Genomic DNA, 11,407 nt, shown 5'->3' with positions numbered 1-11,407 from the left:
TCCCACTTTCGCTCGTCCCTCGCGCTCACCGGCCGCCACCCCGGGTGACCAGCAGCATCGCCACGTCGTCGGCCAGCGGGCCGCCGTTGATCTGCTCGGCGCGACCGACCAGCCAGGCGGGCAGCTCGGCCAGCGGCACCGCCCGGTTGGCCGGGTCGGCGAGCAGGTCGGTCAGGCCCGGCACGTCGAGCCGCTCGTCGCCACCGTCGACCCGGCCCTCGATCAGGCCGTCGGTGTACATCAGCAGCGACCAGTCGTCGGTGTCGAACTCCAGGTCGAACGCGACGGGGCGACGGGGTCGGACGCCGAGCAGCAGGCCGCCCTTGGCCGGCACCGGGGCGACCTTACCGCCGCTGAGCAGCAGCGGCGGCGGGTGGCCGGCGAGCCGGACGGTGGCCCGCGCGGACGCCAGGTCGAGCCGGGCGGTCGCCACCGTCGCGAAGATCTCCTGGAGCCGGCGCTCGCTCATCAGCACCTGCTCCAGCGCGGGCAGCACCTCGTCGTCGGGCACCCCGGCCAGCACCAGGGCCCGCCAGGCGACGCGCAGCTCGACGCCGAGCGCGGCCTCGTCCACCCCGTGGCCGCAGACGTCGCCGACGATCAGGTCGATCCGGTCCGGCCGGGTCTGCACCACGTCGTAGAAGTCGCCGCCGATCAGCGCGGCGTGCCGGCCGGGCCGGTAGAACGTGTGCACCGCGACCTCGTCGGTGGTCATCAGCGGCTGCGGCAGCAGGCCGCGCTCCAGGCGGGCCGACTCGGCCTGACGCAGCTCCACCTCGCGCAGCCGGCGGGCGTTCTCGTCGGCCCGCTTGCGCTCCACCGCGTAGCGCAGCGCCCGGGTCAGCAGGACGCCGTCCACCTGACCCTTGACCAGGTAGTCCTGCGCGCCCTCGGCGACCGCCACGATGCCCAGGTGCTCGTCGGAGCGGCCGGTCAGCACGCAGACCGCGGCGCCGCTGGCCATCTCCAGCACCCGGCGCAGCCCGTCCAGGCCCTGCGCGTCCGGCAGGCCCAGGTCGAGCAGGACGCAGTCCACGCCCATCACCCGCTGCCGGGCCTCGCTGAGGCTGGTCGCCACCAGCAGGTCGATCATCGAGTTGGTCTCGGCGAGCAGCTCGCCGACCAGGAAGGCGTCGCCCTCGTCGTCCTCGACCAGCAGCACCCGCAGCCGCTCGCCCGGCGGGAGGCCGCCGTGCAGCCCCGCGCCGGCCCGGGGCACGACGACGGAGCCCGGCACGCTGCTCCCCCCGTGCGGCCGGGTCACCGCCGCGAGGCGCGGGAGTTCGCTGGTGATGTCGGGCTCCTTCCGGGCGCCGTGGGCGATCCAGGCTAAGACAAACGGTCGCACACCACACGACCGCCGTCGGCACGGGTCGGCGGTGAACCCCTTCCACCCGGACAGCGGCACGGCCGACCCCCGATGTTACGCCGGGAGCGGTGCCAGGGCGGCAAGGCACCGACCGGGTGGTGCCGCCGCGAGGCCCGGGGGTGCAGGATGATGCCCACCCCCGTAGATCCACCCCGAGGAGTCCCCGTGGGCGCACCCCCCACCCGCCCCGCCGACCGGGCGTTGGCCAAGCCGCGCCGCCGGTTGCCCGCCGCCGTCGCCGCGCTGGTCGCGCTGCTCGCCGTCGGGGCGGGCGTCCTGCTCGACCTGTCCACCCCGGCGCCGCGCCCGGCGAGCGCGCCGGCCGACGAGTTCAGCGCCGCCCGGGCGTACCGGAACGTGGAGGTGATCGCCGCCCGGCCGCACGTGGCCGGCAGCGAGGCCAACGACCGGGTACGCGAGCACCTGGTGGGCACGCTGCGCGGGCTGGGCCTGGATACGCAGGTGCAGGACGCGGTCGCGCCCGAGGCCGGGCAGCTCAGCGGCGCGGCCGGCGGGGCGACGCTGGCCCGGGTCCGCAACGTGGTGGCCCGGCTCCCCGGCACCGACCCGACCGGCAGGGTCTTCCTCGTCTCCCACTACGACTCGGTGCAGACCGGGCCCGGCGGCAACGACGACGCCGCCGGCACCGCCACCATCCTGGAGGTGGCCCGGGCGCTGGCCACCGGCCCGCGCCCCCGCAACGACGTGGTCTTCGTGCTCACCGACGCGGAGGAGGCGTGCCTGTGCGGGGCCGCCGGCTTCGCCGCCGACCACCCGCTGGCCGCCGACGGCGGGGTGGTGCTCAACCTGGAGGCGCGCGGCTCCACCGGCCCGGTGATCATGTTCGAGACCTCACGGAACAACGCGAAGCTGGTGGACGTCTTCGGTCGGGCCGCCCCGCACCCGGTGGGCACCTCGTTCGCGGTGGAGATCTACCGGGCGCTGCCCAACGACACCGACTTCACCGCCTTCCTCGACCAGAAGTTCATCGGGCTGAACTCCGCCTACATCGACGGCGGGGCGATCTACCACACGCCGCTGGACGTGCCGGCCCGGATGGACCGGGGCAGCCTCCAGATGCACGGCGACAACGCGCTCGGCCTGGCCCGCGAGTTCGGCCGCACCGACCTGGGCGACCTGCGCGCCGGCCACGACGACACCTACTTCCCGGTGCCCGGCGGCCTGGTCCGCTATCCCGGCTGGCTGACCCTGCCGCTGGCCGTGGTCGCGCTGCTCGCGGTCGGCGCGCTCGGCTGGCTGCTGCGCCGCCGCGGGCGGGCCACCGCCGGCACGCTCGCCGCCGGCGTCGCTTTGACCCTGGTGCCGCTCGTGGTGGCCCCGCTGGGCGCCTGGCTGCTCTGGACCGCCATCACCACGGTCCGCCCCGGATACGCGGAGCTGCTCGACCCGTACCGTCCGGTCTGGTACCGGCTCGCCGTGGTGGCGCTCGCCACCGCGGTGCTGCTCTGCTGGTACGCGCTGAGCCGCCGCCGGGTCGGCCCGGCCGCCCTGGCGTTCGGCGGGCTGACCTGGCTGGCCCTGTTCGGGGTGCTGCTCGCCGTGCTGGTGCCCGGCGGGGCGTACCTGACGACAGTGCCGGCGCTGGCCGGCGCGGTCGCCGCTCTCACCGCGCTGGCCACCCGGCGCGACGGCCCGTGGCCGGTGGTCGCGGTGACCCTGGCCGCCGCGGTGGCCGTGGTCATCCTGCTGCCCACCGTGGTGCTGCTCTTCCCGGCGCTCGGCATGGGCATGGGCGCGGTGGCCGCGCTCGTCGCGGTGCTGCTCGGCCTGGCCGCGCTGCCCGTGGTGGACCTGCTGCACCCGCAGGCGGGCGGCCAGCGGGGCCTGCTCGCGCTGCGGGCCCGCCGGCTCGGTGCGCTGCCCGCCACGGCCGCCGCGCTGGCCGCGGTGGTGCTCGCCGGGGTCGGCTTCTCCGTGGACCGCTTCGACGCCGACCACCCCGTGCCGACCCACCTGATGTACGCGCTGGACGCCGGCACCGGCAAGGCGGCCTGGCTAAGTCACGAGGAGGCGCCGCAGCCCTGGACCGACGGGTACGTCGACCGGAGCGTCTCGGTCGCCGACGACTTCCCCGGCCTGGGCGACGGCGAGTTGCGGGCCGGGCCGGCGCAGGCGGCGTCCCTGCCCGCGCCGAAGCTGGAGACGCTCGCCGACACCCGCGCCGGCGACCAGCGGACACTGCGGGTGCGGGTCACGCCGCAGCGGCCGGTGCGGCTGCTGACGCTGCACGTGGACACCACCACCGCGACCGTGCGGGCCGCGTCGGTGGCCGGGCGGGAGGTGCCGGTCAAGGCGCGCGAGGGCCGGTGGGGCTTCGGGATCGTCTTCCACGCCCCGCCGCCGGAGGGCGTCGAGGTGACGCTGACGCTGGCGACCACCGGCGGCGGTCCGGTGAACCTGCGCGCGATGGACGCCAGCGACGGGTTGTCCGCGCTGCCCGGGTTCCGGGCCCGGCCGGCGGGCGTGGGCGTGGTCGGCTCGCACAGCTCGGAGATGCTGGCGGTGGCACGCACCTACCCGCTCTAGCGGCGCGGCCCCCGTCGGCGTCAGGTGCCGGCGGGGGCCGCCACCGCCTGCTCCGCCGCCCGGCTGACCCGCTCCCAGCCCGCCCAGGTGTCCATCCGCCGGCGGGAGATGTCGAACGCCAGGTCGTAGACCATGCTGCCGAGCAGCAGCCGCAGCGGCGGGTCGTCGCTGTCGACCAGTTGCCGCAGCGCCTCGGCGGCCAGCCGGGGTTCGCTGTCGACGGAGCCGGCCGCCCACTGTCGCTCCAGCTCGGCGCGCAGCGGGGCGTACGCCTCCACCGGGGTGGTGGTCGTCATGCTGGTGTAGAGGTCGGTCCAGTAGCCGCCGGGCTGCACGATGCTGACCTTGACGTCGAAGGCCGCAGCCTCCATCGCCAGGGCCTCGCTCATGCCTTCCAGCGCGAACTTGCTCGCGCTGTACATGCCGGTGCTCGGGAAGCCGGCGAGGGCGGCGATGCTGGAGACCTGCACGATGTGACCGGACCGTTGGGCGCGCAGGTGGGGCAGCACGGCCTGACTGACCCACAACGCGCCGAAGACGTTGACCTCGAACTGGGCCCGCGCCTCGGCCTCGGTGTACTCCTCGATCATGCCCATGGACAGGGTGCCGGCGTTGTTGACGACGACGTCGAGCCGTCCGAACCGCTCGACCGCGGTGGCCACGGCGGCGAAGACGGCCGCCCGGTCGGTGACGTCGAGGGGCAGGGTCAGCAGCCGGTCGCCGTGCCGCGCGTGGACGGCGTCCGGGGTGACGGTCCGGGCGGCGGCGACCACCCGGTCGCCCCGGTCGAGCGCGGCGTCGACGAAGGCACGGCCCAGGCCGCGGCTGGCGCCGGTGATGAACCAGGTGCGGGGGGTGGCGTCGGACGGGGTCGGCATGCGAGGGCTCCCTCGATCAATGAGACGAGACGGTCCGTCTCGTTACTGGCCCGAGGCTAGCCCGACCCCACCCCTCCGTCAAGACGAGACGGTTCGTCTCACTGATAGGATTCCGCCCATGACGCCGCCGAACACGGCCCGCCGGCGGGAGACCTCCCGCCGCGCCATCCTCACCGCCGCCTTCGACCTGCTCCAGGAGGTCGAGTACGCGAAGCTCAGCATCGAGGGCATCGCCGCCCGCGCCGGCGTCGGCAAACAGACCATCTACCGCTGGTGGCCGTCCAAGGGTGCGGTCGTCCTCGACGCCTTCCTCATGCTCAGCGAAGGCGCGGAGGGCGAGCCGATCCGGCTGCCGGACACCGGCGACCTGACCGCCGACCTGACCGAGGTGCTCCGCGCCACCGTCGTCGAGCTGACCGATCCCCGGTACGAGCAACCGATGCGCGCGCTCGCCACCGAGATCGCCCACGACCCCGATCTGGCGGCGACGTACGCGCAACGACTGGACGGGCCGCTGCGGGAGGCCAAGCGGCAGCGCCTGCGCAGCGCCCAACTGGCCGGGCAGATCGCCGACGACCTCGACCTCGACGTCGCGGTGGACCTGATCTGGGGTCCGTTGTTCCAGCGCTGGCTCCACCGCGGCGGACCACTCACGACCGACTACACCGACCGCCTCGTCGCCACCGCGCTCGACGGGCTACGGCCCCGCCGCTGAACTTTTTCCGCCGGGATGTCGAGGAACGGCCGGTCGGCTTCTACCCCCGGGTGAAAGCTGGTTCACGCGACGACCCGAGGAGCAGACGATGAGCAAGGTGACCACCGGCGCGACCATGTCCCTGGACGGCTACGTCGCGGACCCGTCGCACGGCGGGTTCGCGCACCTCTTCCAGTGGTACGGCAACGGCGACGTGGAGGTGCCGACCGCCAACCCGGAGATGACGTTCCGGACCTCGGCGGCCAGCGCCGCGCACATCCGCGCCCTGGTCGAGCGCACCGGGGCGCTGGTCGTCGGCCGTACCCTGTTCGACCTGACCAACGGCTGGGGCGGGCGGCACCCGATGGACAAGCCGGTGGTCGTGGTGACCCACCGGGTGCCGGACGGCTGGGAGCCCGAGGGTGAGTCGTTCGTGTTCGTCACCGACGGCATCGAGGCGGCGATCGCCCGGGCCCGTTCCCTCGCCGGCGACAAGGAGGTCGGGGTCAACGCGGGGACGATCGCCCGGCAGGTGCTGGAGGCCGGGCTGCTCGACGAGGTGCACGTGGACCTGGTGCCGGTGCTGCTCGGCGACGGGATCCCGTTCTTCTCCGGGCTGGGCATCGCGCCGGTGGAGTTCGACGGGCCGTTCCGGGTGGTCGAGGGCACCGGGGTCACCCACCTGGCCTACCGGGTACGACGTCCGGCCTGATCGACACCAGCTCGCCGAGGGGGCGGGGTCCGCGTGACCGGGACCCCCACCCCCTCGTCCCGCCTACGGGTGGCCGCCGGATCGTAGGGTCACGGGCGTGATCGACACGATCTCGACCGCCGTGGCGCGGCACCGACGTCCCGTCCTGACGGTGGGCCTGCTGCTGGCCGGCGGGAACGCCGTCGCGATGGGGTACGCGCCCGACCTGGCGCGAGCGGTGCTCCTCCCGGTCCTCGCCCTCGCCCTGACCGCCCTGGTCCTGGCGATCATCACGCTGGGAAACCGGCCCGCCGCGCTGGTGGTGTCGCCGCGGCCACCGTCCTTCACCCCACCGGTGGCGGGGTGGCGAGTCCTGCTCACCCTGGGCCTCCTCGGACAGGCTTCCACGACCGTCGGCTCATACCTGCGCTCCGCCGAGGCGGGCATCGACACCACGGTCGACGCCGTCCTGGGAGTGCTCTGGCTCGGGCTGATCGCGCTGCTGGTCCGGGCGGCGTGGCGCGGGCACGACGTGCGGTTGGACCCGGAGGGCGTACGCGTGCAGGGGCTCCTCGGGTCGCGCACCGTCCCGTGGGAGGCCCGGCCGGCCGCCGGCACGACCCGCGACGCCGGCCGGTCGCCGATGCGGCTCCCACTGACCATCGCGAACCCCGAGCTGGTGCGGCGGCACGGCCTGGTGGTGGGCCGCCGCGCCAGGCTGCCCGTCGACAGCGTCGACGCCCGCTTCCTCACCACCGTGATCAGCCACTACGTCGCCCACCCGCAGCACCGCCCCGCCATCGGGACGCCGGACGAGTACCGGCGCCTGCTCACCCACCTGCGCGGGGCCGCCGGTTGAAACGAGTGTCGCCGGCTGTGCGGACGCGGTCCAGGAATACCCGGTCGCCGGGCGCATACCCGCTCGCTACGCTGCGCCGCATGCGACTGGAGACGATCACCCCGGACAACTACGAGGCGGCCCTCGCGCTGTCGGTCCGCCCAGACCAGGAGGATCTGGTGGCACCGGTGGTCAAGTCGCTGGCCGAGGCGTACGTCTTCCCGGAGCACGCCTGGCCGAGGGTGATCTACGACGGGGACCGGCTCGTCGGCTTCCTGATGGCGTTCTTCGACATCGCGTGGAATGACCGCCCGGACGACGTACGGGCCGGTCTCTGGCGGCTGAACATCGCGGCCGACGCGCAGGGCCACGGCTACGGCCGGTTCGCCGTCGACGCGGTGTGCGCGGAGATCAAAGCCCGGGGCGGCGACCGGGCGTACGTCACCTGGGAGCCCCGGCCCGGCGGACCGGAACCGTTCTACCTGAAGCTGGGTTTCCGGCTGACCGGCGAGCGCAGCGGCGGCCAGACGGTCGCCGTCCGCGACCTCTGACGCACGAGAGCGGCCGTCAGGCTACTTCCAGCGGAAGTGGACGAAGAGGCGGCCGAAGTTCTTCGAGTCCTTCTCGACCCGGTGGTAGAGCTGCTTGACGTCCTTCTGGTCGAGGAAGCGCAGCACCTTCTTCTTGAGCGCGCCGGAGCCCTTGCCCGGGATGATCTCCACGAGCGTGGCCTTCTTCGCCACGGCCTCGTCCATGATCCCGCGCAGCGCGCGGTCGATGTCGTGGCCCTTGTTGTAGATGTCGTGGAGATCGAGCTTCAGCTTCACCAGTCCATCCTAGGTACGTCGAAGGGCAGCCCACCCGGGCTGCCCTTCGACGGGGCTCAACGACCGACCTTGCCCTCCACCCGGCGCAGGGCCGTGGTGTAGTCGGTGTTCGTCGAGTACATGGCCGCCGCGATCCGCAGGTGCCGCAGCGCGTCGGCCGGCCGGTTCATCCGCTCCAGCGTGCGGCCGAGCACGTGGTGCGCGTAGTGGTCGCTCGGGTCCCGGTCGACCAGCTCGCGCAACTGCTCCTCGGCGCGGTTGAGCTGCGCCGACTGGAAGTACGCCCGGGCCAGCAGCTGACGGACCGAGGAGTTGTCCGGCTCCGCCTCGATGATCGGTTCGAGCAGCCGGGCCGCCCCGGTCGGGTCCCCGGAGTCGAAGAACATGGTCGCCCGCCGGTACTCCGCCAGAAGGTCCACTCGACCCACCTCCTCGTGTCGCGTCAGCCCTTTGTCCGACGCTGGCACAACACCGGCGCGAGCGCGAGTGTTCCACGGGGTGAAGATCAGGGGGTCGGGTCGTACCGGTCGCCCACCAGGTCCCAGGCCCGGACACCGCCGACGATTCCAGCCGTGTTCGGGACGACCACGACGTCGTCCCCCATCCGCGCCACCTGCTCCGGCCGGATCAGCCGCGAGTTGCCCCCGCCGAGATAGAGCCGGTCCCAGCGGAACACCGGCCGCAGGCCGTCCACCACCTGCCGGATCCGCCGGGACCAGAACGCGTCGCCCAGGCGCCGCCGCTCCGGCTCCCCCACGTACGTGTCGTAGGTGGTGTTCCAGCGCACCGGCGCGTGCGACAGCTCCAGGTGCGGGGCGAGCACCCCGCCGTCGAAGAGCGCGCTGCCCAGCCCGGTGCCGAGCGTCAGGACCAGCTCGCAGCCGGTGCCGGCGACCACGCCGGCACCGTGCACCTCGGCGTCGTTGAGCACCAGCGCGGGCACGCCGAACGCCTCGGCCAGCGCGCCGCGCGCGTCGTACCCGGACCATTCCGCGACCAGGTCCTGGTCGACGCGGCTACGCGGCCCGGAGCGGGTCACGTAGTGCGGGGTGGCCACCACCACGCCGTGCCGGATCATGCCGGGCATGCCGACGGTGAGCCGGTCCGCCGCGGGCAGCCGGGCGCCGAGATCAAGCAGCGTCGTCACGAACAGGCTCGGGGGCAGGGGGTACGGCGTGGGCACGCGCAACGGTCGGGCCCGCATGGTCCCGGCGGCGTCCAGCACGGAGGCCTTGATCCCGCCGCCCCCGCAGTCGATCGCCAGTGTGGTCGCCACGGCTGTGAGTCTCCCTCAGACGAGCGTCGCCCCGAGCGCGGGTCACGGTAATCCGGATGCGCCCGCCGGTAGGCTCGGTTCCCTGATGAGCGCCACGTTGATCGCCAAGGATCTCACCGCCGGCCACGGTGACCGCCTTCTCTTCTCCGACCTGAGCCTGGTCGTCGCGCCCGGCGACGTGGTCGGCCTGGTCGGGGTCAACGGCGCCGGCAAGTCCACGCTGCTGCGGACGCTCGCCGGCCTTCAACCCCGCGAGCAGGGCTCGGTGGCGTTGAACCCGCCCACCGCCACGGTCGGCTACCTGCCGCAGGAGCCGGAGCGCCGGCCCGGTGAGACGGTCCGGGACTTCCTGGCCCGGCGTACCGGCGTGACCGACGCGCAGGCCGCGCTGGACGTCGCCACCGAGGCGCTGACCGCCGGGGCGGCCGGCGCCGACGACGCGTACGCGACCGCTCTGGAACGGTGGCTCGACCTCGGCGGCGCGGATCTGGAGGAGCGGGCCGCGCAGGTCGCCGGCGAGCTGGGTCTCGACGTCGAGCTGGAGCACCCGATGACCGGCCTGTCCGGCGGGCAGGCGGCCCGCGCCGGGCTGGCCTCGCTGCTGCTCAGCCGCTACGACATCTTCCTGCTCGACGAGCCCACGAACGACCTGGACCTGGCCGGGCTGGACCGGCTGGAACGGTTCGTCACCGGGCTGCGCGCCGGCACCGTGCTGGTCAGCCACGACCGCGAGTTCCTCACCCGCACGGTCAACCGCATCGTGGAGCTGGACCTGCACCAGGGGCAGGTCAACCAGTACGGCGGCGGCTACGCGGCCTACCTGGAGGAGCGCGCCGTGGCGCGCCGGCACGCCCGCGAGGAGTTCGAGGAGTACGCCGACACGAAGGCCGACCTGGAGGCGCGCGCCCGGACCCAGCGGGCGTGGATGGAGAAGGGCGTGAAGAACGCCCGCCGCAAGGCCACCGACAACGACAAGATCGGCCGCAAGTACCGCGCCGAGTCGACCGAGAAGCAGGCCGCGAAGGCCAAGCAGACCGCCCGGCTGATCGAGCGGCTGGAGGTGGTCGAGGAGCCGCGCAAGGAGTGGGAGCTGCGGATGGAGATCGCCGCCGCGCCCCGCGCCGGCGCCGTCGTGGCCTCGCTCCGAGGAGCGGTCGTACGCCGGGGCGACTTCACGCTCGGCCCGGTGGACCTGCAGATCGACTGGGCCGACCGGGTGGCGATCACCGGGGCGAACGGCTCCGGCAAGAGCACGCTGCTGGCCGCGCTGCTCGGCCGGCTGCCGCTGGACGAGGGCCACGCCGCGCTCGGCCCGGGCGTGGTGGTGGGCGAGGTGGACCAGGCCCGGGGGCTGTTCCTCGGCGACCAGCCGCTGCTCGACGCGTTCGGCGCCGCCGTACCCGAGCTGAGCCCGGCGGACGTGCGGACGCTGCTGGCCAAGTTCGGCCTGCGCGCCGACCACGTGCTGCGCCCGGCGGCGACCCTCTCCCCGGGCGAGCGGACCCGGGCCGCGCTGGCCCTGCTCCAGGGGCGCGGCGTCAACCTGCTGGTGCTCGACGAGCCGACCAACCACCTCGACCTGGCCGCGATCGAGCAGTTGGAGTCGGCGCTGGCCACCTACCCGGGCACGCTGCTGCTGGTGACCCACGACCGGCGGATGCTGGACGCGGTGAGCGTGAACCGGCGGCTGCGCGTGACCGACGGGCGGATCGCCGAGGATTGATCCGTGCCGACCGGCGCGCGCGGGGTCACAATGAGCCCATGCTCAAGTGGGAGTACGCGCTGCTGGTCCGCCGCCGCCAGGCCGCGACCACGGACACCGGCTGGGAGATCGTCTTCATCTGGTACGGCCCGGACGGCTCCATGATCGACGTGACGCCCTACGGCGACACCGCGCTGGCCCACCTGAACCGGGCCGGCGACCAGGGCTGGGAGCTGGTCGCGATGAGCGAGGACCCGTCGCTGCCCGGCAACGCCGAGCTGCACCGCTACCACCTGAAGCGCCCGAAGACGGCCCCGGCACAACCTCGCCAGCGCATGCGCGGCTCCCGAACCCCCCGCCGCACCCTCCCCACCTGACCCCCTCCCCTCCCTTCCGCTCCCCCGTCCCGGCGGTGATCAAGGAGTTTGCGTCAGCGGGGCAGGCCGCTCTCGACACAAACTCCTTGGTCATCGTCGAGGGCGAGGGAGTGCGCATGCGGAAACGGCTCGTGCTGGCCGGCGGGTGACTACCGGCCCCGGGAGCGATATAACTCCTGGTCATATTTATGACTCTGAGTCATATCGT

General features: G+C 73.8%; 12 protein-coding genes. 7 read left to right on the top strand and 5 right to left on the bottom strand.

What is annotated here, in order from left to right; all coding sequences use genetic code 11:
• Positions 1-25: 25 nt before the first annotated feature.
• Positions 26-1,237: a PP2C family protein-serine/threonine phosphatase gene (locus CO540_RS22750; RefSeq protein WP_091576921.1), complete on the bottom strand. Its 1,212-nt coding sequence runs from the start codon at positions 1,235-1,237 to the stop codon at positions 26-28.
• A 297-nt stretch (positions 1,238-1,534) separates the two neighbouring features.
• Here CO540_RS22750 and CO540_RS22745 point away from each other — a divergent pair, with 297 nt between their 5' ends.
• Positions 1,535-3,916 (top strand): M28 family peptidase, encoded by a 2,382-nt coding sequence (locus CO540_RS22745; RefSeq protein WP_099163579.1) that lies wholly within the window; start codon positions 1,535-1,537, stop codon positions 3,914-3,916.
• A 20-nt stretch (positions 3,917-3,936) separates the two neighbouring features.
• Here CO540_RS22745 and CO540_RS22740 read toward each other — a convergent pair whose 3' ends face one another.
• The gene (locus tag CO540_RS22740; protein WP_099163578.1) at positions 3,937-4,794 is read right to left on the bottom strand and encodes an SDR family oxidoreductase; all 858 of its coding nucleotides are present in this window, start codon (positions 4,792-4,794) and stop codon (positions 3,937-3,939) included.
• A 118-nt stretch (positions 4,795-4,912) separates the two neighbouring features.
• Here CO540_RS22740 and CO540_RS22735 point away from each other — a divergent pair, with 118 nt between their 5' ends.
• The 4 genes from CO540_RS22735 (at position 4,913) to CO540_RS22720 (ending at position 7,568) form a co-directional block, all read left to right on the top strand.
• Positions 4,913-5,509, top strand: a complete 597-nt coding sequence (locus CO540_RS22735; protein ID WP_099163577.1) for a TetR/AcrR family transcriptional regulator — start codon at positions 4,913-4,915, stop codon at positions 5,507-5,509.
• An 88-nt stretch (positions 5,510-5,597) separates the two neighbouring features.
• Positions 5,598-6,200: a dihydrofolate reductase family protein gene (locus CO540_RS22730; protein WP_099163576.1), complete on the top strand. Its 603-nt coding sequence runs from the start codon at positions 5,598-5,600 to the stop codon at positions 6,198-6,200.
• A 97-nt stretch (positions 6,201-6,297) separates the two neighbouring features.
• The gene (locus tag CO540_RS22725; RefSeq protein ID WP_099163575.1) at positions 6,298-7,038 is read left to right on the top strand and encodes a PH domain-containing protein; all 741 of its coding nucleotides are present in this window, start codon (positions 6,298-6,300) and stop codon (positions 7,036-7,038) included.
• Positions 7,039-7,118: 80 nt separating this feature from the next.
• A complete protein-coding gene (locus CO540_RS22720) occupies positions 7,119-7,568 on the top strand; it encodes a GNAT family N-acetyltransferase (protein ID WP_099163574.1) in 450 nt (149 codons plus the stop codon).
• 21 nt (positions 7,569-7,589) lie between these two features.
• Here CO540_RS22720 and CO540_RS22715 read toward each other — a convergent pair whose 3' ends face one another.
• The 3 genes from CO540_RS22715 to CO540_RS22705 form a co-directional block, all read right to left on the bottom strand.
• Positions 7,590-7,844 carry a Smr/MutS family protein gene (locus CO540_RS22715; RefSeq protein ID WP_013288724.1) on the bottom strand — a complete coding sequence of 85 codons (255 nt, stop codon included), beginning with the start codon at positions 7,842-7,844 and terminating at the stop codon, positions 7,590-7,592.
• 56 nt (positions 7,845-7,900) lie between these two features.
• Positions 7,901-8,263: a M48 family metallopeptidase gene (locus CO540_RS22710; RefSeq protein WP_091569498.1), complete on the bottom strand. Its 363-nt coding sequence runs from the start codon at positions 8,261-8,263 to the stop codon at positions 7,901-7,903.
• 86 nt (positions 8,264-8,349) lie between these two features.
• On the bottom strand, positions 8,350-9,120 hold the full coding sequence (locus CO540_RS22705; RefSeq protein WP_099163573.1) for an ROK family protein: 771 nt from the start codon (positions 9,118-9,120) through the stop codon (positions 8,350-8,352).
• An 85-nt stretch (positions 9,121-9,205) separates the two neighbouring features.
• Between CO540_RS22705 and CO540_RS22700 the strand changes: the two genes are divergently transcribed.
• Positions 9,206-10,843, top strand: coding sequence for an ABC-F family ATP-binding cassette domain-containing protein (locus CO540_RS22700; protein WP_099163572.1), 1,638 nt, complete (start codon positions 9,206-9,208; stop codon positions 10,841-10,843).
• 38 nt (positions 10,844-10,881) lie between these two features.
• Positions 10,882-11,199, top strand: coding sequence for a hypothetical protein (locus CO540_RS22695; RefSeq protein ID WP_091569484.1), 318 nt, complete (start codon positions 10,882-10,884; stop codon positions 11,197-11,199).
• The last annotated feature ends 208 nt before the right edge of the window (positions 11,200-11,407 follow it).

Origin of the sequence: Micromonospora sp. WMMA2032 (assembly GCF_002688545.1) — a bacterium.
In the GTDB taxonomy this organism is placed as follows: domain Bacteria; phylum Actinomycetota; class Actinomycetes; order Mycobacteriales; family Micromonosporaceae; genus Micromonospora; species Micromonospora sediminicola.
The sequence above is the reverse complement of the archived record's forward strand: the minus strand, read 5'-3'. Positions and strand labels throughout refer to the sequence as shown.